This window comes from Fibrobacter sp. (assembly GCA_017503015.1).
Lineage (GTDB): Bacteria > Fibrobacterota > Fibrobacteria > Fibrobacterales > Fibrobacteraceae > Fibrobacter.
Genome location: JAFVTX010000034.1, coordinates 44,152 through 70,707 on the forward strand (window position 1 = coordinate 44,152; position 26,556 = coordinate 70,707).

A 26,556-nucleotide genomic window follows, 5' to 3' on the forward strand; every position below is an offset into this window, starting at 1 on the left:
CCACTGTTTACCGACCACTTTACCTCTTGCAACCAGCAGCCCTAATACCTACAACCTACTACCTAACACCTACCCCACTCCCAGCCTTTCCATGGCAATCTTCTTGCCGGTCTGGAAATCGCACTTGCCGCTGCCCAGCTTGGGCAGGCTTTCCACCTTCACCACGGCGCCAGGCACCATCAGGGGCGGAAGCCCTATCTGGCGGAGCATGTCCTTCACCTCGTCTTCGGACTTTTCGCCGGCATAGACCAGCACAATCTTTTCGCCCTTGGACCCGTCGGGAACGGCCACGGCAAAATGGTCGATTTCGTCGAACATGGCGTTTTCCGAAATCTTGAAATCTACAGAGCCGAGGCTTACCATCTCGCCGCCAAGCTTTGCAAATCGGCTGTAGCGGTCCACGATGGTCAGGTAGCCGTCTTCATCTACATGGCCTTTATCGCCGGTCTTGTACCAGCGTTTGCCGTTGATGACTGCTATGGCCTGGGCGGTGCGTTCCGGGTCCTTCAAGTAGCCCTTCATAATCTGGGCTCCACCGATGAGAATCAATCCGTCGCTACCGATGGGCAGCTCTTCCATGGTGTCCGGGTCCACAATGCGGAACTGGGTTCCAGGCAGTGGCGCTCCCACGGTCCCCGGCTTGTTGCCCTGCAGCACCGTCTTGTAGTCGTCCATCAGAACGTCCTTGGTGTTTACCGCCGCCACGGGGGTGGTCTCGGTACAGCCGAAACCTTCGAAAATTTCCAGCTTGAACTTGGTGCGGTAAAGCTGGCGCACGTCTTCGCGGATCTTTTCGGCTCCGGCGTAGATGCTCCGCACATGGCCAAACATCAGCGGGTGCACCGCACGGTTCATGCCCCACATCCGCAAGAAGGTGCCCGTGGCCACCATGATGGTCACCTTGAACTGGGCGCACATGCGGGACACAAGCCTTGCATCCGTGGGGTCGGGGCAAGTAGCCACCGGCACGCCGTCCACCAGGCAGAGCATGGTAGTGATGGAGAACCCGAAGGCATGGAACAGTGGGAGCGACCCCAGGAACACGTCGTCGGAGCCGGGGTTCAGCACGCTTTCGCACTGCTTGATGTTACCCATCAAGTTGAAGTGGGTCAGTTCCACTCCCTTGGGGCGACCCTCGGAACCGGAACTGAAAATAATGGTCGCCACGTCGTCCAGGGAGACCTTCTTGAAGAACCGAAGTTCCAAGTACCAGGCCGGAAGCAGCATCACCCGCAAGAAGTTCAGCACCAGGGCGGGCTTCTTCAGCTTTTCCTTCAGGTCTTCCATATAGTAGACCTTGTACTTGTCCAGAAGCTGCTCCATAGGGAGTCCCTTCTGCTTCAGCTTGTCGATAAACACCCGGGCGGTAATGATGGTCTTCACGTCGGCCACGTTACAGCAGTAGTCCATGGTCTCCGGCGTGTTGGTGTAGTTCAGGTTATAGACAGTCTTGCCCTTGATGAGGCAGGCCATGTTCACGATGATACCCGGGCCCGAAGGCGGAATCAGCACGCCCACGTTCTTTTCTCCCTTGGTAAGACCGTCAATCATCTTGGCGAAGGTCAAGGAAGCCGCCGCCAGGGCGTTTGCCGCCAGATGGTGGCCGTCGGGACTATAGACCGAAGGTCCGCTCCCGATACGCTTGACCGTGCGTATCCAGGCAGAGGCCACCGGACGGAGCAGCCGGATATAAGATGTCCATGCCGTAATGGAAAGTTCCTGCACGGCCCGCTGGACCGTTACCGCATCCGCTTCCAGGGGAAGTTCCTCGCCAAAGGCCACCGAAATGATACGGCCTTCGCTATGAATTAAATCCTTGAAGCCGGAACCCGCCTGGGAGTAGCTGCTCCCCCACAGCCCCTGCACATAGAACGGCAAGAGCTTCAGGTGGTGTACGTCCTTGATGGCGTCGGAATAGTCCAGGCGGAAACGGCTCATGTTGCCCGTGGCGGTCATGGTGTTCTCGGGGAACATCACCACGGCCTCGCCCCGGAGCAGGGCCTCCCGGGCCTCCTTCATGGCGGACTCCGGGTGTGCAATGTCCAGCTCGATGGTCCGCATCTGGGAAAGGAGCAGACGCACGTACCACTTTTCAAAAGGCCGCTTGGTAATCACAAAGCGCAAGGGGCGGGGGCTTGCCATCTGGATCATGGCCCAGTCCACATAAGAAATGTGGTTACCCACCAAAAGCACCGGGCCTTCCCAGGGAATACGCTCCACGCCAGACACCAGGAACTTGTAATGGAACGAAAGCACCGAGCGCATCAGCTGGCGGAGCAGCGTATGGGGCATGGCCATCAGGGCCCAAATGGTGCCGACCAGGCACACGATACCCAGAATAAAGAACAGGCTCATCCGGTCCAGGTTCAGGAACCGGATAAGGACAACGGCCACAATCTCAAAGAGGAGAATACAAAGGTTCTGCACCCCGTTGGCCACCGAAAGCACGTGGCCCGCCGACCTGGGCTTGGTATGGTACAGCAGCATGGAGAACATGGGAATCATGTAAATGCCGCCACAGAACCCCAGCAGGGTAAAGGCGATGGCGTTGTAGGGCCTGGGGATAAAGGGAATCAGGAAGATGAGGATGGCCGCCCCGGCGGTACCCATGGGGATAAGCCCGGTCTCGATAAAGTTCCTGGACATGCGCATGGCAAAGACGATGCCCACCACAAGACCCAGGGCCGTTCCGAAGATGGCGTAATTGGCCAAGATATCCCGGTTAAAGAGCGAACCCGAACCGAACAGGTCCTGGATGACAAACACCAGTAGGAATATCATGACCCAGAACATGGAAAGCCCGATAATGGACTGGCGGAGTGCCCGGTTCACCCAGAGCTTGCTCAGCTTGCGGCGGGTAAACAGCAAGTTCCAGTAGCGCTTCCAAGGGAACTTCAGCTCGGCGTCGTAGGCGCCTATAGGCGGAAGCCCGAAGGTGAACAGAATTCCCAAAATCTCAAGAGCCACGAGGGTTATCCCCACAGGGGCAAATGTCTGGAGCGCCTCCGAAAGATCCCCTGCCACAGGGAGCATCCGCTCATAGGCGTAGGCGGTAACGCCTCCGCTCAGCACCAGGGCCACAAACAGGATAATCATCAATATACCGCTCCCCTGGGCCAGGGAACGGACTCCCACCAGTTCTTTCATGTAGCCGTTCTTGGCCGGACTCTGGAACGCCTGCAGCACAAAGAACAGACCAATGGAAAGAAACTCAAACAGGAGGTTCGCCGTACAGACCCCGTAACCGAACAGCACCACCGCAGGTAGCGAAAGCAGGGTCGTCCACCTAAGGACCCGTTCCTTAGGAAACTTGTCGGAAAAATAACCCGCAGGAGTCATGAGCAAGGTGCAAGGCAGCAGGAACAACAGGTGCAGCACATAGAACTGCCAAGATCCCATGGCCGTAAATCCGGCACGGCTAAGCACCAGTTCCATGTAGGCGACAAGGATAGTAGAAAGGGCCACCTGGGTAAAGGCAAACCCGTAAAAAGCAAAAAATCCCTTAGACTTTTTCATCGGTTTATCCCGCAAATCTTTCATGGGAAAGATACATAATTAAAACGGTCCCGCCAATGCGGGACCGCCTTTTTCAGTTAAGGTAAAGGAACGTCAAAACTATCTTCTGAGGCCCATCGTATAGTCCACGCCATCTTCGGTTCGAACACAGCGGACAGGAGCACTCTCCTGTTTGGAAAGTTCTTCTGCATCGTCTATATAATTGAAGTACATACCTTCTGTACCTGCATAAATAGCAGCCGCATCATCACCATAGGAATCTGAGGTCCAGAAATATCCCCAATAGCCATCGGCCACCCCATAGGTCGGCTTCAGGTCAAGCCCAACCAGGTTCCAGCCGGCATTACCTTCTGGCCAGCCCTCCTGCGAGAAGAGAACATTGGCAGCAAAGACTTCATCGTACGGAGGCGCGAACATCCCTGCAGCAGAGCCATAGATTTCATCAGCATATTTTTTAGAAACTGCAATCATCAAATTACGCCACTCGTAACTCGAAGGCACATGCCAACCCTCCGGGCAAAGCCCCTGCACGGGCAATTCAACTTCGTCAATTTCAAATTCAGAACCGTCCAGACTGCCCATAGCCACATCCCAGGTGTAACCGACGACATTGCAGGTTTCTTCACCATCAAGGCAGGCGTAAAGTTTTTCCGTTTTACCGGCACCCGCGGCAGATGCGGTCTCTGACACCGGTTTCACCTTCAAGTTCTCGGCGAACCAGGTCTGGTTACCGATGGTAACGGTCTTATAGACAATGGACTCGTTGTTGGGGTCGGTAAAGATACTGTCTTTTTTCAAAGCCTCAACATCCGCCTTCAGTTTTTTAATCGTGTTTCCGGAACACTTGCCATAGGCGCCAAATTCATAAATACCGAAGGTGTTTTCGTATGTCCCTTTCTTGAACGATTCAACAACGGCAAAGTCCACTTTACTAATCCCGCTCAGTTCATCGTCATAAACGGGGCCAATTTCATCGCCAGTATCGCCAAAAATCATTCTCAAAAAGGCTTCTCCGGATGGTGCATCAGGATACAGGTCAGCCGCAACGAAGACAAACTTGTTCCAGGGGATATTCACCGTTTTTTCCTGACCAGCAGTGGCAGGAACCGCAGCGGACATGGGGAACATATCTCCACCTATATGGATTTTCATTTCCGTATCGGAAGAATAGGTTAGGCAGAATCCGCCCCAGTCCGCCGAGACCGTTTTGCTATCGGTAAACTCGTACGACAGGCCTACTATCGGATAAGTCGTCTCCATGGCTTCAATAAAATCCATATCCTTTTCAACGGAAAGGGTCGCTTTACCCTTAAACCCGTAATTCTTTCCAAGAGATTCAATCATGGGAGGCATCTCAACAAGAATATCAGAGCCGGGAGGGGCAACCGTCTGCGAGCCATCTACGGCTTCAACCTCAACACCTTCCCACTGGATTGTTCCCATTTCGGAATTTTCACTCCATATCGCCAGAGGTTCAATGTATGCGCGCCGGCCAAAACTTTCTTCATAGAGTCTGTCAGATTGGGACAGACCTTTCCATGTAGGGAAATCCGTTCCCTTTGCTTGAACCGCATAACCGATTCCTGCACCACAGTCGTAGACAATCACGTCAAGACCCGCATTGATTACGGTACAGGCGTTGTCGTCTTTCAGGGTCTCGGGCGTGACAGGCTTGTCACCAGACTCAGCAGATTCCCCGGGCTTGCCGTTCTTGACCTCAACCGACTTATCACCACAGGTGATTTTCACACCGGAACCGTCTTCGAGATTTTCTACGCTACAGGGAACTTCGGCTGTGGCTTCGGAAACTTCGGCGTCACTGTCCTTTTCGCCCTTGGCTCCGTTCTTGATGACCGCCAGGGAATCTCCGTTGCACACCAGCTTGAATCCGCTCTTATCCTTCAGTTCCTCGGCCTTGCAGTCCAGTTCCGGGGTGGCGACCACGGGGGCCGAGCCACCTACAGTTGTCCAGTCCCAAGTCTTTGCACCGTCTTTTTCCGTTTCGGAGCAAACATAGACTTCGCTCTTGGATGGAATCACGGCGAAATAGCCCTTGTAACTATTGTCGCACTTGGGCAAATCCTCGCTAGACGCATAAGATTCCGCCTTTACCAGTTCACTTGTGGACTCGTCACCGCAAGCGACAAAAAGAGTACCGGCCGCAACCAGGGCCACCGGCAATCCAAACCTGTATTTCATAACTACTCTCCTCGTTATAGGGCAGAGACACTCAACCCTCAAAAAGAAATGTAGTATTCCTCTCCACAAAAAGTAAACAACGTTATACAAAAAACTCCCGATGCGACCAGCACCGGGAGTTTAGACGTAATTTTAGGTATAAATTACTTGTTCTCGAAGTAGTAGGTGGTCAGAGTCTTGCCATCCTGGGAGAACTGGATAATCTGCTTGCCCTTGGGAAGATCGCCGGTGATCTTGAACAGGTTTTCGGCCATATAGGTCACCGTCAGGTTCGTGCCCTTGTCCTTGTCGGCAAAGAGGCCCTTCTTCTCGCTTTCTTCGAAGCCCTTGCAGTCCTTGTGGGCAGCCACGTCCTGTTCCACGGCGGGATAGGTCTTGGCAATGAGCGGAGAGGTCACGGAGCTAGCATTGCGGTAGAAGACTTCCAGCTTGCCCTCGATTACGCGGGGGGCCGGCAGCGGAGACATCTTGGCAGCTTCCTTCTTGCCTTTCTTCTTGCCCTTCTTCTGGTCGGGCACCTTGGCGCCGTCGCCAGCCTGGGGACGTTCCAGCTGATAGCCTGCGATGGATTCGTTGCACTGGGTGGACCAGACGACCCATTCGTTGGAAATCTTCTTCGGGCCGTTTTCTTCGTCGCCAGGCAGGTAGAGACCCGGTTCAATCTGGTCGCTATAGATGTACAGAGTCACCTTCAGGTTCGGGTTCTCTTCGGTGGTAGAAATCATGTTCTTGCTCTTGATATACTTGGAGCGGCCGGCAAGAATCTTGTAGTTACCCACGGGGACCTTTTCGAACTTGAACTGGCCCTTGCGGAGTTCCTGCTTGTACTTGTACTTTTCCTTGAGGGTGGAGTAGATAGTGGAGTCCATCCAGATGGTGGGCATTTCGAGAGGCTTGCCAGTGAAAGCGTCACAGACTTCACCTTCGATGGTACCGGTCTTTTCACAACCGGTGAGAGCCATAGCCACGAGAGCGGCGGTAGCACAGAGAGTAAGTGTTTTTTTCATCGTTTTTCCTTTTGAGTTTCTCTAAATATACAAAAACCCTCCCGTTTTAGGGGAGGGTGTAAAAGACTAGGCTTCTTCTTCGGCCTTGGCGGGAGCCGCCTTGCGGGTCTTGCGCTTTGCACCGGTGATGTTGCCGGCGAAACGCTTGTTGAAGCGGTCGATACGGCCAGCCGTATCCACGCGATGCTGCTTGCCCGTCCAGAACGGATGGGTATCAGCGGTGATTTCCAGAGAAATCACGCTATGTTCAACCCCATCGATAGTCTTCTTTTCGGCGGAAGACTTCGTGGAGCGGGTGATGTATTCTTTACCCGTATTCGCATCGACGAACACGACCGGTTGATAGTTAGGGTGGATACCTTCTTTCATTTTTAAACTTCCTGTGAAGTAGTTAATTGGAGCACACAATTTAGAAGAATTAGGCCTTTTTGGCAAGCGTAGGCCTGCTTTTTTGTATCTTTAGGCCATGATTCGGAGCCGTTTTCCAAAGAGAATCGCCCACCCCGGGTGCTGGAAGTTCCTCGGACTGTCCCTGCTTGTCGGGGCTCTTGCCGCCTGCAAGCCGGAGCCGCCTGTGGCGACCATCGTGGTCGTGAACAAGAAAATGCCCCTTACGGAATGGCCCGACAGCACCTACATCGCCGACCTGGATTCCATCCTAGCCCTGGAACCGCTAAAGAAGCAGGACAAGAACAAGCCAAGCATCGCCATGAACACCTTCAAGGCGCCGAACTTTATACTGCCCTCTTCGGTGACGGGGAAAAAGCCCGAAAAAGGAACCAAGGCGGACCAAGGGACAAGGACCGACAGCGGAAAATCGGGCCAAACGGCCTCCAAGAGCGCCAAAAACAATTCCGCCGAAAATTTCGCGAATCAGTTCACCCAGGCCCTTTCTGCGTTGCAGTCCGACCCATCAAACGCAAATCTCTACAAAGTGGTAGAGGCCAAGGAAGGCGAAGACCTGTTCAAATTGCTGAAGCGGACCTATGGGGCGGGCGCCCAGAGCCTCCCCCGCTTTTACGTGCTCTCTACCCTGCAATCAGTAAACCCCGGCGTGATGCTGGAGCACCTGAATGCCGGAGATAAGGTGAGAGTCCCTAAGTTGTAGTTACTAGTTCTGAGTTCTGAGTTCTGAGTTACTAGGGCCGCTGCGCGGCCGTTCTGAGTTACGCCTTCGGCCAGAATGTTCTTTGATAGCATTTCTAGTAACTAGTAACTAGTAACTATTAACTAGTAACACTAACTAATAACTGCACCGCAGGTGCCTACAGTACGCCCTTGCTGCTGGGCACGCCCTTCACGTTGCGACTGGGGGCAACGGCCATGGCCACGGAGCGGGCAAAGGCCTTGAAGATGCTTTCCAGGCAATGGTGGTTGTCGCTGCCGTAGAACAGTTCTACATGCAGGTTCATGCGGGCGTTCTCGCAGACCGTCTTGAAGAAATGCTCGAACATGCTGGCCTCGATGCCGCCAGCCGTCTCGCCGGGGAGTTCCACCTTCCACACGAAACCGATGCGGTTGCTGAAATCGATGCACACGCGGCTGAGGGCTTCGTCCATAGGGACAAAGTAAAAGCCGTAGCGCTCGATACCTTTCTTGTCGCCGAGGCATTCCACAAGAGCCTGCCCGAGCACAATGCCGATATCTTCCATGCTATGGTGCATGTCGATAGCGGTGTCGCCCTTGCAGGTCAAGTCCAGACGGAAGCCGCCGTGGACCTGGAACAGGTCCAGCATGTGGTCCAGAAACGCATTGCCGGAATCAATGACTCCCCTGCTGGCCTCGTCCAGATTGAGGCTCAGGGAAATGTTGGTTTCGCTGGTCTTTCTTTCAATCTTGGAAACTCGCATTATTCCGCTCCTTCGATGACTTTACCGCCAAAGACCCTGAACTTGGTGACCCGACCGAATTTCATGCCGGGCAGCGGCACGTCCTTGCCGTTCAGGTAGAACTTTGAAATGGCCCTAGGTTCGCCCACCACCACATACAGGGTGTCCGAAGATTCATAGACCATGCGGGTGCCGGCCTTGGAAAGGTTGGATTCCTTGAGGAACGAGGTATCGTCTTCGTTGTGCTTGATACCGATCCAGGTGCGCATCTCGCCAGAGGCCACCAAGATAAGCTTGGAGCTTGCACCTGCCGGAGCGGCCTTGGCCTCCTCGGTCTTGGAATCGGACGAAAGGAATATGGTCGCCGAAGCGGGGCGGTCGGATTTCTTGATAGCTTCATCCACAACGGCCTGACTGATAGGCTGGTCCTTGGCAGGAGCGGCCTTCGCCGTATCGGCGGGAGCGACCTGGGCTGCAGAGGTATCCGCATTCATGGAATCGGCGGGAACGGCCTCGGCCCCTTCGGGCATTTCAGTAGGCGTTTCTACGGCGGGTTCTTCTTCCACCACTTCGGTCTTCACGGGTTCGGGAGCGCTCTGCGCAGGCGTCACGTCCTTGAGGAACTTGGAGGCGACCACCAGGGCAAGTCCAATAACCACGAGAATAATGACGATTACCTTCCCCTTGGAGCCACCCTCCCCTTCGGCAGAACCCGAAGGCTTGCCCGGGTTACCGTCAGAAAGGTCCGTAAGGAGGCTTGCAAACTTGGAACCGTTCTCGGCGGCATACCAGTCCAGCACTCGCTTGGAGTCTAGGCCCAGTTTGGTACTCACGGAGTTCAGATAGCCGCGCAAATAGGCCTGCACCGGAAACGCCTTCCAGTCGCCGGCCTCAATCAACGAAATGTTCTTTTCGGACAAACGCGTCGCCGTGGCAAGGTCCGCCACCGTCATGGATTTTGCTTCGCGGGCGCGGGCCAGGTAGGCGCCAAGCCGTTCGTCGGGGCGTTTATCTTCAACAGGATTACTCATACCTTCACCTTCAAATTCTTAAGCATGTCTAGCGTGCGGGCTACAGGAAGCCCCACTACATTGTAATAGCATCCGCGGATAGAGCGGATCAGGCGGGCTCCGCTTGTCTGGATGCCGTAGGCCCCCGCTTTATCCATTGGGTCCAAAGAATTTACATATTCTTCCAGCTCCTGTAAGGAACAGCCCCTAAAAAACACCTCCGTTTCCTCTTGAGAAGCGTCGAGGAGCATGCCTCCGTGGGCCACCGCCACACCGGTAATCACCTTGTGGGAGCGACCGTTCAGAGACTTGAGCATTCGGAGAGCGTCTTGTTTGTCCCTGGGCTTTCCGAGAGGCTGCCCGTCCAGAAACACTAGGGTGTCAAAACCCAGCACCACGGCGGAGGGGTCCTTCTTGGAGACCGCCAAGGCCTTTTGGCTAGCGTTTTCGCGGGGAAAATCCAGGGGATTTTCGGCGGTAGGCTTTTCCTCTTCGCCCGACACCGAAACGCGGAACTTGACCCCGATTTGCTCCAGGATTTCGCGCCGCCTAGGCGAGCCGCTGGCAAGCACTAAATCTACCGCTTTTAAACACTCTTCCATAGAAAACAATTTAGCAATTAATTGTCTGACAACGAATTACATCCGCACCGTTTGGATGGATATGGGGGTTTTAGGGGGCATAGCCCCCTAGGCGAAGGGGTAGGCCGAGATACAGCTCGGCCGAGGGGGAGGCCTCCCCCTTTTCGATTCGAATTTCGGAATTATGATTTCAGAGCACTCAAAAAAAAATCCGAGCCTCATGCATAGAGCCTTTTACCCGCAAGCGGATCCTCGCATTGGTTCGACTTCGCTCACCACAGGACGCGAGGATGACGACCCATAACTCACAACCCACAACTCATAACTCATTCCACCTTGATTGTCCGCAGACCCAATCCCACGCCTCGCACCTTTTTATTACCTTTCTGGGCAAATACCGGAGTTTATTATGGAAAGATTCAAGCCGCGTGACATGTTCGTGGAGGCGGGTTACGGCCCGAACTTTGCAGATCAGCTTTTGCAGAACGCCTACAGCAAGCTTTTCGAAGGCGATCCTATCGACGAGCGCATCTGCTTTGAAGCCTCCGACGACATGGCCTACATCGTGGATATCGGCCACGACGACATCCGCTCCGAGGGCATGAGCTACGGCATGTTCGTCACCGCCCTCACCGACCATCCGGAACTTTTCGAAAAACTGTGGCGCTTCACCAAGCGCTACCTGTACAACGCGGGCGGCCCCCACCAGGGTTTCTATTCCTGGCAGGTTTCCACCACGGACTTTTCCATGATGGACCCCGGGTCTGCCCCCGACGGCGAAGAATACATCGCAGCGGCCCTTTTGATTGCGGCCAAGCGGTTCGGTCGCGACGACTACAAGCAGGCGGCGGTGGAACTCATCAACATGATGCGGCACAAGCAGACGAACGAGCTGGTGGGCCCCATCATTGACCCGAAGATGGGAATCGTGCGGTTCTCCCCAGTGCTGGGCAACGACTTTACCGACCCCAGCTACCATACCGTGGCGTTCTACCGCATGTTCGCCGAAGCCACCGGCGACGACGAATGGAACGAAATCGCCAAACGGAGCGTGGAATACTTGACGCATGCCGCACACCCGGAGACGGGACTCTGCGCCGACTACTCGGAATTCGACGGCACGCCCAAATCCATGCCCTGGTTCCCCGAAAGCAACTGCTTCAGCGGAGACGCCTGGCGTGTGGCCCTGAACCTGAGCCTCGACTACACGCTGTTCCGCGCCGACGAGCGGGAGAAGCAGATTTGCGAGAGGATCCTGAACTTCTTCGAAAGCAGGCGGCCCTACCTGGCGGACTATTCCGTCGATGGAAGTCCTTTCCCGCGGCAGGGGCGCGAGGCCACTCCGGGCGTAATCGCCATGAACGCCGCCGCCACCCAGGTGCTTGATTCCGAAAATCCGCTGATCCACGGGTTCGTGCGGGACCTTTCGAACCTGTCGGTGCCCTTCCGTTTCTGGCGCTACTACGACGGAATGCTCTATATTATCGGGATTCTCGGGACCGCCGGGAAGATTGTGTTTTAGGTTGTAGGGGTTAGGATTTAGGGACTAGGATCTAGGGGCTAGGATCTAGGGGTCGCTGGACACAAGAGGTTTTGAGGTATGAGGCTTGAGGCACAAGATTAGTAATGAGTTGTCAGTTGTGAGTTGTGAGTTCTTATAGTCGCGCCTTTGGCGCCAAATTATATACTGATGACTGAAAACTGACGACTGATAACTCAATGTTGTGAGTTGTGAGGCGTGAAGGTTGCAGGTAATAAGACGCTTTGATGGTTAGGAAAGTTTTTTCGAAGGAGTAAGACATGAACAAAATCTCTCGTAAAGTTTTTGCCGCAGGGCTCGCGATTTCTATCGCCTTTTTGGTCGCAGGTTGCGAAGACGTGCGGGTAAAAAAATACCCCAATGGCCAGGTGCAGTTCGAAACCACCTACGTAAACGACAAGCGCGAAGGTCTGGAAAAGGAGTTCTACGAGAACGGCACGCTGAAGCGGGAAACTCCTTATAAGGAAGACCGGCGGGAAGGCCTTACCAAGGAATATTTTGAAGACGGCACCTTGAAATCGGAAATCCCCTACGCCGACGGTTACATCGAAGGAACGGTGCTCCGCTACCACAAGAACGGAAAGCTCGCCTCCAAGGCCCTGTACCAGAAGAACAAGCAGGTGGAATTTGGGGAAGTTTTCGATGAAAGCGGCGACCCCGCCACTAACGGCAGCTACAAGGACCCCCGAGACGGTATCGCCTACGAGTGGGTCCGCATCGGCGACCAGCTCTGGACCGCAGAAAACCTGAACTACGCCCCGGCGGCAGGCTCCCTCTGCATGCAGTGCAACAACTGGGGCCGCCTCTACAATTTCGAAAGCGCCAAGAACGCCTGCATGGACGGATTCCACATGCCCACCAAGGAAGAATGGCAAAAACTGATTGCCGCCGCAGGCAACAAGCCCGCCCTGGCCTTGAAGGCCGGTTTCGGCTGGGACCCCATTACAGAAGGCTCCAATAACTACGGCAACGGCAAGGACGAGCTGGGCTTTGGCGTAAAAGCAGGAGGAGCCCACTTCGCCAAGAGCGACGTGCCGCTGAAGGAGCGCAAGTTCGATACCGCCGGGAAAAAGGCCTACTTCTGGACCGCCGAAGGCGAAGTGGTGGTATTCCACCACAACAAGGACAACGTCACCTTCGAGAAGTTCAACCCCGAACACGGGGCAAGCCTCCGCTGCCTGAAGGACTAATTACAAGTGTGTAGTGTGTGATGTGAGATGTGAGATGTGAAATTACACATTCCACACCTCACATTTCACATTAATCCTACGTCGTGTATTCCGCGTTGATCTTTACGTAGCCGTAGCTCAGGTCGCAGGTGAACGCGCTTGCGGATGCCTGACCGATGTTGAGCACGAGCGTTACTTTGTATTCACGCTGGCGGACCACTGCGTGGAGGGCCGCCGTCTGGGCTTCGTCCAGAGGTAGCGGGCGGCCACCTTCCAGGACTTTCACGTCGCCGAAGTACAGGTCAGTGTGTTCGGCCACCATGTTGCAACCGCTACTGCCTGCACTGCTGAGGATACGGCCCCAGTTGGGGTCTTCGCCGAACATGGCGCACTTCGCAAGGTTCGATGTTCCGATGAAGCGGGCCATGCGGAGCGCCTCTTCGTGGCTTTCGGCCTTTTCGATGCGCAGTTCGATAAGCTTGGTAGCGCCTTCGCCGTCACGGACGATATCCTTGGCAAGGCTCTGCATGATAAGCATCAGGGCCGCACGGAACTCGCCCTGCTCCGAGAGGCTCAGGTCTTCGTAGCGCAGACCGCTCATGCCGTTGGCAAGCAAGATGCAGGTGTCGTTGGTGCTGGTGTCGCCGTCCACGGTAATGGCGTTGAAGGAATCGGCGATGTCGGCGCGGAATTCGGCAAAGAAGTCGATGGGGAGCGAAATGTCGGTGGTAATGAAGGCGAGCATAGTGGCCATGTTGGGGTGAATCATACCCGAGCCCTTGCAGGCGCCGCCGATGGTCACTACGCCCTTTTCGGTATGGATTTCAACAGCGTGGCTCTTGAGCGCAAGGTCGGTGGTGAGAATCGCCCGGCCGAATTCCTCGGAGGCGTCGGCGTGGAGCTTTTCCACCAGCTTGGGGATCCCGGCCTCGATCTTGTCCATGGGCATCAGATGGCCGATCACGCCGGTGCTGCACACCAGCACGCTCTTGGGCGCAAGGTTCAGGGCCTCTTCGGTAAGGGTGGCCATGCGTTCGGCATCCTTGTAGCCCTGTTCGCCGGTACAGGCGTTGGCGTTTCCGCTGTTCACCACCACAGCCGTTGCAAAATGGGCATGCTCCAAGGCAGCCTTGTCATAAAGCACCGGGGCGGCCTTCACCTTGTTGGTGGTAAACACCGCAAAGCAGCGGGCGGCCTTTTCGCTCTTGAGAAGCGCCATGTCGGCATTGCCGCTGGCCTTGATGCCTGCGCAGATTCCAGATGCCGTGAAGCCCTTGGGGGAACACACACCGCCATTTTCCAACAGATTGTACATATCGACTCCTGCAAAAGGCGCCCTTCGGGAACTGCCGTTCCCCAAAACGCCGGTAAATTTTTTACCTTGTAGAGCATGGAAAAGAAAATCCCGTTTACACAAGAAGCCTACGACCAGCTCGTCAAGGACCTCAATAATTTAAAAAATGTAGAACGTCCCCGCGTGCTGCAGGAACTGGTTGACGCCCGCGCACAGGGCGATTTGAGCGAAAACGCCGAATACCATGCCGCCAAGGAGCGGCTTGCCGCCATCGACAACGTGGAACTGCCCAAGCTGCAAGACCAGCTGGCCCGTGCCGAAGTGGTAGCTTTTGACGCCTCCTCCGACACCATCCGCTTTGGTGCCACCGTCACCGTCAAGAACCTGAAAACCAAGCGGGACGTGGTTTACCAGCTGGTGTCTCCCGAAAGCGTAGATGCCCTCAACGGGAAAATCAGTTTCAAGAGCCCCATCGGCGCCGCCCTCATGGGCAAGAAGCGGGGCGACAAGGTAGAAGTTTCCACCCCCAAGGGCGTGAACAACTTCGAAATCATCGACTTCAAGTAAGGCGAACAGGACCGCCCGCGAGACTAGGATGATTGTAGCCCTCATTGGCAAGGACCAGTTTTCTAAGGACATCCGCATCGAGAAATTCATTGCCGATGCCCTGGGCGAACGGAAAGACGACCCTCTTTCCAAGCAGATCCTGTATGCCACGGACACGAACATCCCTTCCATTGCCGAAGCGGTAATGACCGCCTGCGACTCCGTGTCCATGTTCAGCCCGGAACAGGCCATAGTCGTGCGCAAAGCCGAAGCCCTCAAGGCAGACGACACCAAGGCCCTGGCCAAGTGGCTGGGGCATGGCCCCCAGTGCAAGCTTTTGCTGGACTTCGAGACTCTCGCCGCCAACACGGAACTCTACAAGGCCTTGAAAAAGGCGGGCGAAATCGAGAAGGAATACGACGAGCCCAAGTCCTACAAGATGGCCGACTGGATTGCCTCGGTCATCCCCTCCCATTTCAAGAAGGCCATCGACAAGGACGCCTGCCAGTACCTGGCCGAAGCCCTAGGCACCGACACCAAGCTGGTGTGCGAAGAGGTCGAAAAGATCCTCCTGTTCCAGCCGGACTGCAAGAAAATCGACCTGGAACTGGTCAAGACCATGGTGGTTTCCCAGCGGAAAATCGTGGCCTACGAAATCAACGACTATTTCGGCATGCGTGACGGCAAGGCCTACGCCAAGAAACTGAACGAAATGTTCAACAACGGCGTGCAGGCGGTGCAAATCGTGGCGTCGCTGTACTACTACGCCGTTGACCTGATGAACTTTTCGGCCCTGCTCGCGAAGGGCATGACCCCCAAAGACGCCGCCGCCGAACTGGGCAAGAACGACTTTATCTTCAACGTGAAGGGCAAGGCTCCCGAATGCGCAAGACGCTGGGGCAAGCCGCTCCTGTGCAGGGTCATCCGCAGGCTCGCCGACCTGGACTTTGAAATCAAGAGCGGGAAATGCTCCACCCGCATTAGCCAGGAACTGGCGCTAGCCGCCCTGGTGGTGCGCTAGAACTTTGTATCTACAGGATTGAACTGGAGCTGGATTCCCGAGCGGATCCAGCCGTCCACGCCGTCCTTGCCGGGGATATTGGCCAGGTTCTCGTACTTGCGGCCTCCGCCACCCAGATAGAAACGCAGCCATTCGTTAAACTTGAGACGGTATTGAATGTCCAACATGTATTGGGCTTCTTCCACACCGGAGGTTGCTCCTTCTACATCGACGGCGATGTCGTAGTCGGTATAGAGTTCCTTGTCGCCCTGACGGAGCCACGCCGCCGTAATGGCGAGAGAGTGATCGCCGTAGGTCCAGCCCAGTTCCAGCCACAGGTCCAGAGCGTCTGCGCCACGACGGTAGCCCACGGGATAGTCCACAAAGTAGGCATCGGCGTAGTTGGCCTCCCCCTGCTCGCGGTAATTGCTGCGGTAGTTCCGACGGCTGGTGTATTTTAGGAGCGGAAGCCTGCTGTTGTTGGCGGCGGGGTCGGTGCGGACCACCTCGAAACGCCAGGAGTATTCGCCAAAGCGGTTGGTCTTGACCTGATGGAAATAGCCCGCCATGTAATTCAAGATGGAGCGGTTGGTGCCCTTGTCGTCGTCTTCGCCCACGGGGCTGTTGATGTCTTCCATGTTGATTTGACCATAGAACTTGGCGCCGTTCGCCGTCTTGTAGCCAAGTTCCAGGGACGTCATGGCGGAGGTATAGCCCGTAGCGTAATTGTCGTGCCAATAGATGAAGGGGCTGATGGAACGAAATTCCAGGGCCTTGCCCCCCACCATGCTCTGTTCCACCACATAGGCCCAGAACTTGTTGGTCTCTACGCCAAAACGGTGGAACACCAGGTTCTTGACGTTGTCAGTGTAGGTGCGGTTCCGCTGGTTCGATACCTGCCGGCCGGGGTCGGTGCATTTCTGGTCGTAGGCCTCGGTACCTACCGGCGGGCAGCCCGTAGAGTGGTCCGTCACATCGCCGAAAAGCCAAGGGTTCAGGGAGCTGAGCATGAAGTCGTAACGGAAAATGCCGGGGGCGAATTTCCAGTGGACACCGTCGTGGTAGGGCGCGCCTCCCATCAAGATGTCGTTCTTGGAGATTTTCAGATCGTCGGGGCTGAAGCGGCCGAACTGCACAAAGCCCACGCCGTTAGTCCATTTGGCATAGGCGTTGTTGGGCACGTTGATGTCCAGCTCGCTGGGCTTGTAGGTGAAATTCGTTTTCCAGTCATCCTGATACCAGGCCTCCAGATCCTTGCGGAGAGGCGCTTCCAAAAGCACCTGGAAATCCTTGTAACCTGCACGGAAGCTAAGCGTAAAGAAGGGATGGACCGACTCTTCGTAACTGCGGGCGTTTTCCAGCGGGATGCGGAGTCCCCGCCAGTTGCGACCGTACCAGTCCGCCGTATCCACGGCGAAGGTAGGCTCCGTAGGGCCGCCGTTGAGCCCGATGTCGAAATCCGTGCCTATCTGGAAATAGCCGGTTTCGCCATAGACCGAGACGGACAGGCCCAGGGAGGCTGCCGCCAGTGTCAAAATCGCAAATTTGGAGCGAATTGCACCCATATACGAATAATCTAGAAAAAAGCGGTGGCGGGAGGGCTGCGGACTTTGAAAGGAGATGCCCGGTCAAGCCGGGCATGACAAGAGGAACGCGAGCGGCCTCCGTGAGCGACAAACGACTCATATTAATGAGTCGTGGTCGCGAGAGCGACTGAGATTCCGGAGACGCCGCCCCACAAACAACGAAGGAGCGGTCATTAAAAAACTTCTTGTATCGAAGACTTTGTCTTCGATACAAGAAGGGATCACCCAGGCAGGGAGACCCAGGTGATCCCTCGTGTTGTGGTGGATACGCTTGCGCGTATCCGGTGTGTGTGTTAGTTAAGGACTAGAAAGAATCCAGCTTGAAGCCGCCATTGCGGAGGAAAGCCGGCACATCGTAATCCACGCCGTTGGTCTTCAAGGAGCCTTCGGCATAGTTCGTGTTGCGGGGTTCTTCCACTTCGCGAGTAGGCATTTCAGCCATGGTCTGGCGGGTGTAAGCCGGAGTACCATAGTCACCGTTAGAGAGCTGGTCCATATCGGCGATGCCGGGCATTTCTTCCGTTTCAGGAAGCGTTGCCGTAGCAATGCCTTCGGGCATCATCTTCTCTTCGAAGGCGGGGGCCTGGGCGTTGAACTGCGCAGAGGCAAAATCTGCGGCAGGAGCCTGGGCTTCAGTCTGGGGAACAGTGTCCATAGGAATGGTCAGGGACTCACTGGCAGGCATGGCGACCGTCGTAGACTGGGCAAGAGCCACGAAGTTGGTAGCCGTCGGGCGCGGAGTCGCAGCTACAGGCTGGGGCTGCTGAAAGCCGGCCGAGCCACCGATGGAGTTGACCAGGTCCTGCATCTTGGGAGCGGCAGGGGCCATAGGCACGTCGGCTGCGCTTGCGAACATGGGCTTCATCTCGGAACCAGAAGTTCCGCCACAACCGGTGGCGATAACGGTAATGCTCACCCTTTCGCCCAGTTCCGGCAACGTAATGTCTCCATAGATAATGTTCGGTTCGCCAACCTCGCCCACTGCGTCGTAGAGATGGTTCATGGCTTCTTCGGTTTCCAACATGGTAAAGTTTTCACCATGTGCAATGTTCACCAGCACACCAGAGGCGCCTTCCACATTCACCTCTTCCAAGAGCGGAGAAGAAAGGGCAATGTCCACGGCCTTGACACCGCGGCCTTCGCCTTCGGCAACACCCGTTCCCATAAGAGCGGACCCGCCATTGGACATAACCGTCCTAACGTCGGCAAAATCAGCATGGATAAGTCCATGGCGGAACATAATAGCGCAAATGCTGCGAACAGCATTACCGAGGATTTCGTCGGTAAGCTTGAAGGCGCCAGCCATCGTCATCTTCCTGTCCGTATTTTCCACGGTGGCGGCAAGCTTCTTGTTGTCCACCACGATTATGGTGTCCACGGCCTCTCTCAAAGCCCGAATGCCACCTTCGGCATTGCGCTTGCGAACAGGTCCTTCGTAGCGGAAGGGCTTGGTAACCACAGCAACAGTGAGAATTCCCAGTTCACGGGCAATGGAGCCTACCACAGGAGCAGCACCAGTCCCCGTACCACCGCCCATACCGGCAGTGATAAAGACCATGTCCGCTCCCTTCATGGCTTCCTTCAGGTCATCAATATTTTCTTCGGCGGCCTTGCGACCAATTTCGGGCTTGGCGCCCGCACCGAGAGTCTTGGTGGTTTTCTGGCCGATGGCGATCTTGTGGTCAGCCTTGCTCAAATCCAGAGCCATAGCGTCGGTATTGACGGCGTAGTATTCCACGCCTTCAATATTCATTTCCACCATGCGGTTCACGGTGTTGCCACCGGCGCCGCCCACGCCAAAGACTTTGACCTTCGCGTTGTTGAGGGTTGATTCATCCATCAGGATGTGTGAGGTTGGGGTTATGTCGAATTCACTCATAGTTTGTCTCCCTGTTGTGAGTGGTTGTTTTGTTTTAGAAATAATTTTTTAGGACGTCCTTGAACCATTGAAGGCTCTTTTTCATGGACACCGAAATCTGCTTGCCGGTTTCACGGCGCTTTTCCTTGCGACGCTGCTTGGCGGCATACAGTAACAGCCCGATTCCCGTGGCATAAGACGGATTGGAATAGCTCTGTACACCACCGACTTCCCGAGGGTGGCCGATACGCACGGACTTGCCGAACACCTTTTCGGCTACGGTATCGATACCGTCCAGGGCGCAGCAGCCACCGGTCAAAACGATACCGCCGTTCAGCAGCACATCCATATTGTGCTTTACCAGGTCCTTTTGCAAAAGCTTGAAAATTTCTGCACAGCGGGCCGTAATCACCTGAGTCAGAAGCTTGCGGGAACACGGGACGTCGCCACGGTCACCAACGCTAGGCACCGGGAAAGTCTCATCTTCGATCAGGTTGTTCAGGCGGCAAGTCCCGTAGCGTTTCTTGATATCTTCCGCCTTCGAAAGGGAAATGGGCACGCTCAGGCACTTGCTGATATCGCTGGTAATGGCGTTCCCGGCCACGTCCAGAGAGGCCGTGTAGCGGACGGACTCGCCCACAAATACGGCGATGTCGGCCGAACCCGCTCCAATATCAATGAGGGCCACGCCCAGTTCACGTTCGTCATCGGTCAGTACTGCCGAGGCGGCGGCCAAAGGTTCCAGCACCAGTTCTTCTACATGAAGGCCTGCGCGGGTGACGCTCTTGTCCAGGTTCTGGATGGCATTCGGGCGGGAGGTGACCACCTGAACGTCAACGCTGAGCCTGCGACCGTTAAGCCCCTTCGGATTGCGGATTCCCGCCTGGTCGTCCAGGGTGTATTCTCCGGGGAACACGTGAAGGATTTGCCCCGCCGATTCCGGGATGGTGCTCGCCAGGTTCTTGACCCGTTCAATATCCACTTCGCGAACCTCTCCGGTAGGGAGCGTAATCAGGCCCTTGTAATTGACAGAGGACACGTGGCTTCCGGCAATGCCCACGTAGACATCGCGAACATCGAAATCGATGAAGGGTTCCAGCTGCCTGATGACATTCTGCAGCGTTTCCACCACATCGTCCATCTCGTCAGGACGCTTCAGGGGCAGGGCCCCGCAGCAAAGAATCCGAACCGTGTTGTCGGGGTTCATGGCTCCCGCAAACAGGTTAATCTTGGAGGTCCCGATGTCGAGACCGAAAACCAGATCTTCTTTTCTCAATTCGTTGTTGTTGTCATCCATTGACACACCTCTTGTCAAAATTCCTTATGTACAAGAAACCTGCAAAACGCAAATCCACCTCTCCGGCACAGTTCATGTCTTGAGGGAAACCGCGCTTCACCGATTCGTATAAGGTCCATAGATTACTTTCCCATTCCCTTTCGGGGAACAGAACCTTGTAGCCCACATCGCTAAAGAACACTTCGTATGCCCGGTGCTCTTCGCTCCAGGATACCTGAGATACAAGACCGTAAAGTTCGGCATTTTCCTGCTTGAGCTTTTGCAGGTGAGATGCCACATCCGCAATACGTTCAAAGGCCATAGAATCCACCACCGGCAAATGGAACGCCGTAGAGGTGGACATGGGCAAGAGAAGCCCCCGTTCCGAATAAACCGTAGCATGGCTCCCTTGGAAATACGCCACCACAGGCGAAGATTCCTGCACCTTGATGGTGAGGGAAGAGGGGAAATGTTTTTCCACCGTCACCTTGTGAATCAGGGGCAGCTGCATCAGGTTTTTCTCTACGGAATCCTCGAACACTTCGGACAGGAGCATTCCAGGTTCCACCTGGGCATTCTGCACCACGTCTTCCCAGGTGAGCATGCGGTTACCTTCAATATCGATATACTGCAGGTGCCGAAGTTCCATGGGGTTAAAACGTTGCAGGTAGAAACGGTTCGTCCACGCGAGGGTAGCAAGGATTACCAGCACAAGACCGATAATCCAGCCACGACGCTTAAACCAGCCCAAGCTTTTCTTCGCGCCATTCTTGATTTTCATGGCACGGGTACGCTTGCGCTTCTCCTCGTTGTAGCCTATACGGCGTCCAAGGAATGTGGTTTTAGGACTCAAATACATTCCTCCAAAATCTTCTGGCCCAGTTTCCAGATGTTGCCGGCGCCCATCAGCACCACCACGTCACCCGGCTTGAGTTCTTCTTTCAAAATCGGCAGCAGGTTCATCTGGTCGCCCACAAAGCGGGCGTTCCGATGACCAAAAGCAAGGGCACTTTCAGAAACCAGGGCTCCGGTCACACCTTCGATGGGCCGCTCACGGGCAGGGTAAATGTCGGTGCACAGCAGCACATCGCAGTAGGCAAACGCACTTCCGAAGGCGTCGTGCTGGTCCCTGGTGCGGGAGAACAGATGGGGCTGGAAAGCCACAATCACGCGGCGATCCGGGAAAGCATCCCTGAACCCTTGCAGGGTCGCCGTCGCCTCCGTGGGGTGATGGGCGTAATCGTCGAACACCAGCACATCGTTCTTTTCGCCCAAAAATTCAAAGCGACGCTGCACGCCTTCAAAGGCGGCCACGGCACGTCTTGCCACTTCCACGTCGATTCCCTCTTCCATGGCAAGCGCCACGGCGGCGGTGGCGTTCAGCACATTGTGCCGCCCCGGAATCTGCAGCTGGAATTCGCCGAGAGATTTCCCGTCGTTGAAAATTTCAAAATGAGGGTATCCCTTTTCGAAACGGAGGTTGTCGATATGGTACTTGGCCTGGCGGGAGAACCCGTAGGTAATCACCGGCTTGCGCACCTTGGAATAAATCTGCTGCACGTTGGGGTCGTCAATGCAAAGGATGGCCTGTCCGTAGAAGGGAATCTTGTTCACGAACTGGACAAAGGCTTCCTTGATTTCGTCAATATTTTCGTAAGTGTCCAGATGGTCGGCATCGATGTTGGTCACGATAGCGGAACTGGGCATCATGGAGAGGAAACTGCGGTCAAACTCGTCGCTTTCGGCAATGAGGTAATCCCCCTTGCCCACTTTTGCGCCACTTCCCTTGCCCTTCACCACGCCACCAACGATAATGGTGGGGTCAAGACCCGCCACTTCCCAGATTTCTCCGACAATAGAAGTGGTGGTGGTCTTGCCGTGTGTACCGGAAATGGCCAAAGTGTATTTCATGCGCATGAGTTCGCCAAGCATTTCGGCACGGCGAATCACGGGTATGCGACGGGCACGAGCCTCTACCAGCTCGGGATTGTCGTAAGGAATGGCAGAAGAGTAAACCACCAGGTCGGCGTTTTCCACATTCTTGGCCTCGTGCTTGCTATCCACGCGGATACCCAGGTGCTTCAGGTAGTCAATGACAGAGCCCTCGCCCATGTCCGAGCCGGTCACCACAAAGCCGTTCTCGTGAAGGACTTCTGCGATACCGGACATACCGGCACCACCGATACCCACCATGTGCAAGCGACGGACACGTTTACAATCATTAATCTGCATTATGCACTTTCCTTTTCCAAAATCACCTTTGCAATCTTGTCGGCCGCATCAGGCATTCCAAGCTTCTTTGCCGCAGCCGCCATCTTGGCCAGTTTCTCGCTATCGAACAGCAGGGATTCCACCTTGTCCCACAAATGATTCTCGTCGCTGTCCAGCTCCACCAAGGCAGCCCCCGCCTTTTCAACGGCACGGGCGTTGTGTTCCTGATGGTTTGCCGTAGCATGGGGGAACGGGAGCAAAATAGAGGGCTTGCCGAAGGCAAGGATTTCTGCCAGGGCCGAAGCTCCTGCGCGGCTGATAATCAGATCCGCATGTTTCATGTAGGCGTAGATCCCGTTCAAGAATCCCTTCACCGACACGTTGGGCAGAATTCCCAGACGACCAGTAATGTCATCTACATTCTTGACACCTACCTGCCACACCACGGAAACGTCCTCGTTCCCGGTAATCCGGCCGATACTTTCTTCAATTTTCGTATTGATGCCAACGGCCCCCTGAGAGCCCCCCACGATAAACACGGCCTTCTTGCCCTCGCGGAATTCCACGGGGCGTTCCAGGCTGTCTTCGGCAGGCAATTCACGGACGGGGTTTCCAAAAATCATGGTCTTTCCTGCCGGGAAATACTTGGCGGCATCTTCGGAGGTCACAAAAACGGTCTTCGCGTATCGAGCGCCCATCTTGTTGGCAATTCCCGCCACCGCATTCTGTTCCTGCAGATAAACAGGTATGCCCATGCTGCCTGCGGCAAGGACGATCGGGAGCGAAACGTAACCGCCCGTCGCCACCACCACGTCGGGTTTCACCTTGCGGATTACCTTCTTGGCATTGGACAGGGACTTGAGCAACTTGTAGGGCAGCGCCAGGTTCTTGAGGAACGGACCGCGATGGAGAGGCTCTGCGGTAATGTATTCGTAGGGCCAATTGCCTGCCACCAAGCGTTCTTCCATAGAATTCTTACGACCGGCAAAGGTAATATCTTCAACACCCATTTTCTTGAGGCTTTCGGCAATCGCCACAGCCGGGAAAATGTGTCCGCCGGTTCCACCGCACACAAAAAGGAACTTTTTCATCGTCCACTCCTTGAAGTTTCATAATCCGTACGGGGGCGAGTATCCGTCCTGTCCCCGTTTTTCATATAGGGTTCCCAGATTTTCGTGCCTGTTCCCGGTTTCGAGATGTTCAAAAGGATCCCGATGAACAGGGCCGAGAAAATCAGGTTAGTTCCGCCAAAGCTGAGGAAAGGCAAGGGCTGTCCTGTGGTGGGGAAAAGCCCCGTACTCACACAGACATGCACCAAGAAATTCAGGAACAGGGAAATCGTCAAAGCCACAGCCATGTACTTTCCGAAACGGCTAGAAGAATTGCGGGCGATTTCAAAGCCCTGGTAGAACAACATTCCAAAAAGAAGGAGAATGGCAAAAGTCCCCACAAAGCCGAACTCCTCGCCTATCACCGCATAGACCACGTCTTTGTGGGCCTCGGGCAGGTAGCCCAGTTTCTGCACGCCCATGCCGAAGCCGGTCCCGAAAAATCCTCCGTTCCCGAGAGCTTCAAGAGCGTGTTCTCCCTGGTAGGCCGAATTCTGGTTCTCCGCCGGATTGAAGAACGCCATCAGGCGCTTGGAAGTGTGGGACTTGATCAAAAGCACAATCAGGCCCACCGGAATACATGCCGCAAGAGAGATGGCAATGTACTTGAACCGGGCTTCCGCCACAAACAAAACCGCAAGGGTGATGCCCGCAAACAGGAGCAACATAGAGAAATTCGGCTGCAGGGCCAAGAGGATTGCCGAAATCCCGAAGGGAATCGCCGGCTGTATCAGGCTGCATTTCAGGGTCTTGATTTCGGTACCTGCCACCGCAAGTTTCGCGCATATCCAAGAAATCAGGCCCAGTTTCAAGATTTCAGAGGGCTGGATTCCCCAAATCCAACGGTTGGCGCCCTTGACGCTACCGCCGGCCACAATGGCCGCCACCGTAAGCACCGCCCCGATAATGAACACCACGCGGGAGCCCTTCATCCACACGCTGTAATCGACCTTCGAAACAACGAACATGATAACCAGGGCAGCAAGGACCTTCCACAGGTGGGCCTTCAGGTAGAATTCCGGAGAAAGTCCCCGTTGCAGGGCATGAGGCGTAGACGCCGTATAAACTACGGCTATGCCGAAGCATATCAGCAAGAGCGTTGCAAGCAACAGCCACTTGTTTACGCCTATGGTCTGCATGTTATTCATCTAAAGACAGTTCCTTATACCTTTAAGCCTTGGACACCAGAGAAAGTTTCAGCAGGGCATCTACTACCTGCTCCATTTTCATTCCGCGGGAGCCCTTGACCAAGAGCACGTCGCCCTTGCTCACCACGTCCGAAAGGAAAACGATGGCGTCCTGCACAGTGTCAAAATGTTCCACGCAGGCCATGCCTTTTTCCTTCGCTCCCTTCACATAGTTCTTCGCTTCTTCGCCAACAGTCACCAACAAGTCAAAGTTCATTTCGGGAACCAGCGCCCCGATACTCCGGTGCAGTTCCTTGGATTCCTTGCCCAGTTCCAGCATATCGCCAAGGACCGCAATACGGCTACCTTCCACATTCATGTTACCGATGGTCTGCAGGGCCATGCGGGTAGAAGAGGGGTTCGCGTTGTAGCAGTCGGACACAATCTTGAAACCGTCGCCCTTCTTGATTTCCATGCGCATGTTGGTGGCGCGGAAATTCTTGAGCACCTTGGCGATTTCCGCCTTAGGGATACGGAAGGCCTCGCCCACGGCAATAGCTGCCAGGGCATTGTACAGGTTATGGGTTCCGGGCACGTTCAGCACAAAGTGGGTGCGGCCCACGTAAAAGTCGGCGCAGGCGTTTTCGTTCCAGCTAAGTTTTTCGGGTTTCACCACACCACGGCGGAGCCCGAAGGTTACCACCTTGTAGTTTTTGGTGGATTTCACCTTGCAAAGCCTCGGGTCGTCGGCGTTCACAATGAGGGTGCCGTTCTTCTTGAGGCCTGCGGTAATGGTAATCTTTTCGCGGAAAACACCGTCCAGGTCGCCCAGGCGTTCCAGGTGAGAAGCGCCGATGTTGGTGATCACCGCCACGTCGGGTTCTGCCGCCAGAGAAAGAGGGCGGATTTCGTCGGGACCGCTGGTGCCCATCTCCACCACGGCGGCTTCGTGCTTGTGCTTCAGCTGGAAAAGGGTCATGGGCACGCCGATATGGTTGTTGAAGTTTCCGGCGGTGGCGTGGGTTACGAACTTGGAAGAAAGCACCGCCTTCACCATTTCCTTGGTAGTGGTCTTGCCGTTACTTCCGGTAATGGCCACCTTCTTCACCTTGAAAAGTCTCTGGTAACCCTTGGCCAGCTTGAGCAACGCCTTGGTGGTATCATCTACAGGCGCATAGGCCTTGAAGGTTTCGTTTTGGGTAGAGTATTCTTCCACGGCTGTCTGGTTTACAACGCTCATGAGCGCCCCTTCCTTTTCCATCTGGTTTACAAACTTGTGGGCGTCAAAACGGACACCCTTGATAGGCCAAAAGACAACTCCCTTGGCGCTTTCCCTGGAATCCATGCAGAGATTCACCTTGCGTTTCAGAACCTTGGGAGCAACTCCCACAGGTTCCGTTTCCAGAATCTTCAGCATTTCACCTATTGTCAAATCCAACTTCAGCATTTTTCCATAGCCTTTACTGCAATCTCGCGGTCGTCAAAATGATGTTTAGTCTTTCCGATAATCTGGTAGTCCTCGTGGCCCTTGCCTGCAATCACCAGCCAGTCACCGTCCTTCAGTTCGGCACAGGCCTTGTAAATGGCCTCTTCGCGGTTTTCCACCACGGAGAACTTGTCCGTCTTCATGCCGGCGCGCACGTCGTTGATGATGTCGGCGGGGTTTTCGGTACGGGGATTGTCCGAAGTGAGCCAGGC

Annotated in this window: 22 protein-coding genes; 5 read left to right on the forward strand and 17 right to left on the reverse strand. The window is 55.1% G+C overall.

The genetic code is table 11. From position 1 onward, the window contains the following. Positions 1-69: 69 nt before the first annotated feature. The 4 genes from IKB43_06585 to IKB43_06600 all read right to left on the reverse strand — a co-directional run bounded on the left by IKB43_06585 (position 70) and on the right by IKB43_06600 (position 7,091). A complete protein-coding gene (locus tag IKB43_06585) occupies positions 70-3,516 on the reverse strand; it encodes an MFS transporter (GenBank protein MBR2469801.1) in 3,447 nt (1,148 codons plus the stop codon). 99 nt (positions 3,517-3,615) lie between these two features. Further along, on the reverse strand, positions 3,616-5,715 hold the full coding sequence (locus IKB43_06590) for a hypothetical protein (protein MBR2469802.1): 2,100 nt from the start codon (positions 5,713-5,715) through the stop codon (positions 3,616-3,618). A gap of 143 nt (positions 5,716-5,858) precedes the next feature. Next, the gene (locus IKB43_06595) at positions 5,859-6,722 is read right to left on the reverse strand and encodes a hypothetical protein (GenBank protein MBR2469803.1); all 864 of its coding nucleotides are present in this window, start codon (positions 6,720-6,722) and stop codon (positions 5,859-5,861) included. 66 nt (positions 6,723-6,788) lie between these two features. Then, positions 6,789-7,091, reverse strand: a complete 303-nt coding sequence (locus IKB43_06600; protein MBR2469804.1) for a type B 50S ribosomal protein L31 — start codon at positions 7,089-7,091, stop codon at positions 6,789-6,791. Positions 7,092-7,188: 97 nt separating this feature from the next. Between IKB43_06600 and IKB43_06605 the strand changes: the two genes are divergently transcribed. Then, on the forward strand, positions 7,189-7,830 hold the full coding sequence (locus tag IKB43_06605; GenBank protein MBR2469805.1) for a hypothetical protein: 642 nt from the start codon (positions 7,189-7,191) through the stop codon (positions 7,828-7,830). Between the two features lie 157 nt (positions 7,831-7,987). On the opposite strand, the gene hisB is transcribed toward IKB43_06605, so the two are convergent. Genes hisB through maf form a run of 3 tightly spaced genes read right to left on the reverse strand, consistent with a single transcriptional unit; the run spans position 7,988 to position 10,163 of the window. Then, positions 7,988-8,572 (reverse strand): imidazoleglycerol-phosphate dehydratase HisB, encoded by a 585-nt coding sequence (gene hisB, locus IKB43_06610; protein MBR2469806.1) that lies wholly within the window; start codon positions 8,570-8,572, stop codon positions 7,988-7,990. After that, on the reverse strand, positions 8,572-9,582 hold the full coding sequence (locus IKB43_06615; GenBank protein ID MBR2469807.1) for a helix-turn-helix domain-containing protein: 1,011 nt from the start codon (positions 9,580-9,582) through the stop codon (positions 8,572-8,574). Before IKB43_06615 ends, hisB begins: the two co-directional genes overlap by 1 nt. Continuing rightward, positions 9,579-10,163 (reverse strand): septum formation protein Maf, encoded by a 585-nt coding sequence (gene maf, locus IKB43_06620; protein ID MBR2469808.1) that lies wholly within the window; start codon positions 10,161-10,163, stop codon positions 9,579-9,581. The genes IKB43_06615 and maf overlap by 4 nt, the downstream gene beginning before the upstream one ends. A 385-nt stretch (positions 10,164-10,548) precedes the next feature. Here maf and IKB43_06625 point away from each other — a divergent pair, with 385 nt between their 5' ends. Further along, the gene (locus IKB43_06625; GenBank protein ID MBR2469809.1) at positions 10,549-11,664 is read left to right on the forward strand and encodes a glycoside hydrolase; all 1,116 of its coding nucleotides are present in this window, start codon (positions 10,549-10,551) and stop codon (positions 11,662-11,664) included. Positions 11,665-11,942: 278 nt separating this feature from the next. Continuing rightward, the gene (locus IKB43_06630) at positions 11,943-12,872 is read left to right on the forward strand and encodes a hypothetical protein (protein MBR2469810.1); all 930 of its coding nucleotides are present in this window, start codon (positions 11,943-11,945) and stop codon (positions 12,870-12,872) included. A 76-nt stretch (positions 12,873-12,948) separates the two neighbouring features. On the opposite strand, the gene argJ is transcribed toward IKB43_06630, so the two are convergent. After that, positions 12,949-14,166 (reverse strand): bifunctional glutamate N-acetyltransferase/amino-acid acetyltransferase ArgJ, encoded by a 1,218-nt coding sequence (gene argJ / locus IKB43_06635; GenBank protein MBR2469811.1) that lies wholly within the window; start codon positions 14,164-14,166, stop codon positions 12,949-12,951. Between the two features lie 75 nt (positions 14,167-14,241). Here argJ and greA point away from each other — a divergent pair, with 75 nt between their 5' ends. Next, positions 14,242-14,712 carry a transcription elongation factor GreA gene (gene greA, locus IKB43_06640; GenBank protein ID MBR2469812.1) on the forward strand — a complete coding sequence of 157 codons (471 nt, stop codon included), beginning with the start codon at positions 14,242-14,244 and terminating at the stop codon, positions 14,710-14,712. Between the two features lie 28 nt (positions 14,713-14,740). After that, positions 14,741-15,712, forward strand: coding sequence for a DNA polymerase III subunit delta (gene holA, locus IKB43_06645; protein MBR2469813.1), 972 nt, complete (start codon positions 14,741-14,743; stop codon positions 15,710-15,712). Here holA and IKB43_06650 read toward each other — a convergent pair. From IKB43_06650 to IKB43_06690, 9 genes are all read right to left on the reverse strand, one after another. After that, positions 15,709-17,229, reverse strand: coding sequence for a hypothetical protein (locus IKB43_06650; GenBank protein ID MBR2469814.1), 1,521 nt, complete (start codon positions 17,227-17,229; stop codon positions 15,709-15,711). The two genes, holA and IKB43_06650, sit on opposite strands and share 4 nt — an antisense overlap. Before the next feature lie 352 nt (positions 17,230-17,581). Continuing rightward, the gene (ftsZ, locus tag IKB43_06655) at positions 17,582-19,156 is read right to left on the reverse strand and encodes a cell division protein FtsZ (GenBank protein MBR2469815.1); all 1,575 of its coding nucleotides are present in this window, start codon (positions 19,154-19,156) and stop codon (positions 17,582-17,584) included. A 34-nt stretch (positions 19,157-19,190) separates the two neighbouring features. Beyond that, positions 19,191-20,432 carry a cell division protein FtsA gene (ftsA, locus tag IKB43_06660; GenBank protein ID MBR2469816.1) on the reverse strand — a complete coding sequence of 414 codons (1,242 nt, stop codon included), beginning with the start codon at positions 20,430-20,432 and terminating at the stop codon, positions 19,191-19,193. Further along, positions 20,425-21,270: an FtsQ-type POTRA domain-containing protein gene (locus tag IKB43_06665; protein MBR2469817.1), complete on the reverse strand. Its 846-nt coding sequence runs from the start codon at positions 21,268-21,270 to the stop codon at positions 20,425-20,427. The genes ftsA and IKB43_06665 overlap by 8 nt, the downstream gene beginning before the upstream one ends. Next, a complete protein-coding gene (locus tag IKB43_06670) occupies positions 21,261-22,643 on the reverse strand; it encodes a UDP-N-acetylmuramate--L-alanine ligase (GenBank protein MBR2469818.1) in 1,383 nt (460 codons plus the stop codon). The genes IKB43_06665 and IKB43_06670 overlap by 10 nt, the downstream gene beginning before the upstream one ends. Beyond that, a complete protein-coding gene (murG, locus tag IKB43_06675; GenBank protein ID MBR2469819.1) occupies positions 22,643-23,713 on the reverse strand; it encodes an undecaprenyldiphospho-muramoylpentapeptide beta-N-acetylglucosaminyltransferase in 1,071 nt (356 codons plus the stop codon). Before murG ends, IKB43_06670 begins: the two co-directional genes overlap by 1 nt. Next, positions 23,710-24,879 carry a cell division protein FtsW gene (locus IKB43_06680; GenBank protein MBR2469820.1) on the reverse strand — a complete coding sequence of 390 codons (1,170 nt, stop codon included), beginning with the start codon at positions 24,877-24,879 and terminating at the stop codon, positions 23,710-23,712. Before IKB43_06680 ends, murG begins: the two co-directional genes overlap by 4 nt. A 22-nt stretch (positions 24,880-24,901) precedes the next feature. Beyond that, positions 24,902-26,305, reverse strand: a complete 1,404-nt coding sequence (locus tag IKB43_06685) for a UDP-N-acetylmuramoyl-tripeptide--D-alanyl-D-alanine ligase (GenBank protein MBR2469821.1) — start codon at positions 26,303-26,305, stop codon at positions 24,902-24,904. Beyond that, positions 26,299-26,556, reverse strand: a 258-nt coding sequence (locus IKB43_06690; GenBank protein MBR2469822.1) for a UDP-N-acetylmuramoyl-L-alanyl-D-glutamate--2,6-diaminopimelate ligase, incomplete at its 5' end; no start/stop codon positions are given. The genes IKB43_06690 and IKB43_06685, both read right to left, overlap by 7 nt.

Bases quoted from the DNA above. Each gene is read 5' to 3' on its own strand.
- maf (MBR2469808.1), bottom strand. From the start codon at position 10,163: ATGGAAGAGTGTTTAAAAGCGGTAGATTTAGTGCTTGCCAGCGGCTCG.
- murG (MBR2469819.1), bottom strand. From the start codon at position 23,713: ATGAAAAAGTTCCTTTTTGTGTGCGGTGGAACCGGCGGACACATTTTC.
- IKB43_06670 (MBR2469818.1), bottom strand. From the start codon at position 22,643: ATGCAGATTAATGATTGTAAACGTGTCCGTCGCTTGCACATGGTGGGT.
- argJ (MBR2469811.1), bottom strand. From the start codon at position 14,166: ATGTACAATCTGTTGGAAAATGGCGGTGTGTGTTCCCCCAAGGGCTTC.
- IKB43_06585 (MBR2469801.1), bottom strand. From the start codon at position 3,516: ATGAAAAAGTCTAAGGGATTTTTTGCTTTTTACGGGTTTGCCTTTACC.
- IKB43_06680 (MBR2469820.1), bottom strand. From the start codon at position 24,879: ATGAATAACATGCAGACCATAGGCGTAAACAAGTGGCTGTTGCTTGCA.
- IKB43_06665 (MBR2469817.1), bottom strand. From the start codon at position 21,270: ATGTATTTGAGTCCTAAAACCACATTCCTTGGACGCCGTATAGGCTAC.
- greA (MBR2469812.1), top strand. From the start codon at position 14,242: ATGGAAAAGAAAATCCCGTTTACACAAGAAGCCTACGACCAGCTCGTC.
- IKB43_06685 (MBR2469821.1), bottom strand. From the start codon at position 26,305: ATGCTGAAGTTGGATTTGACAATAGGTGAAATGCTGAAGATTCTGGAA.
- IKB43_06605 (MBR2469805.1), top strand. From the start codon at position 7,189: ATGATTCGGAGCCGTTTTCCAAAGAGAATCGCCCACCCCGGGTGCTGG.
- hisB (MBR2469806.1), bottom strand. From the start codon at position 8,572: ATGCGAGTTTCCAAGATTGAAAGAAAGACCAGCGAAACCAACATTTCC.
- holA (MBR2469813.1), top strand. From the start codon at position 14,741: ATGATTGTAGCCCTCATTGGCAAGGACCAGTTTTCTAAGGACATCCGC.
- ftsA (MBR2469816.1), bottom strand. From the start codon at position 20,432: ATGGATGACAACAACAACGAATTGAGAAAAGAAGATCTGGTTTTCGGT.
- IKB43_06600 (MBR2469804.1), bottom strand. From the start codon at position 7,091: ATGAAAGAAGGTATCCACCCTAACTATCAACCGGTCGTGTTCGTCGAT.
- IKB43_06595 (MBR2469803.1), bottom strand. From the start codon at position 6,722: ATGAAAAAAACACTTACTCTCTGTGCTACCGCCGCTCTCGTGGCTATG.
- ftsZ (MBR2469815.1), bottom strand. From the start codon at position 19,156: ATGAGTGAATTCGACATAACCCCAACCTCACACATCCTGATGGATGAA.
- IKB43_06615 (MBR2469807.1), bottom strand. From the start codon at position 9,582: ATGAGTAATCCTGTTGAAGATAAACGCCCCGACGAACGGCTTGGCGCC.
- IKB43_06630 (MBR2469810.1), top strand. From the start codon at position 11,943: ATGAACAAAATCTCTCGTAAAGTTTTTGCCGCAGGGCTCGCGATTTCT.
- IKB43_06590 (MBR2469802.1), bottom strand. From the start codon at position 5,715: ATGAAATACAGGTTTGGATTGCCGGTGGCCCTGGTTGCGGCCGGTACT.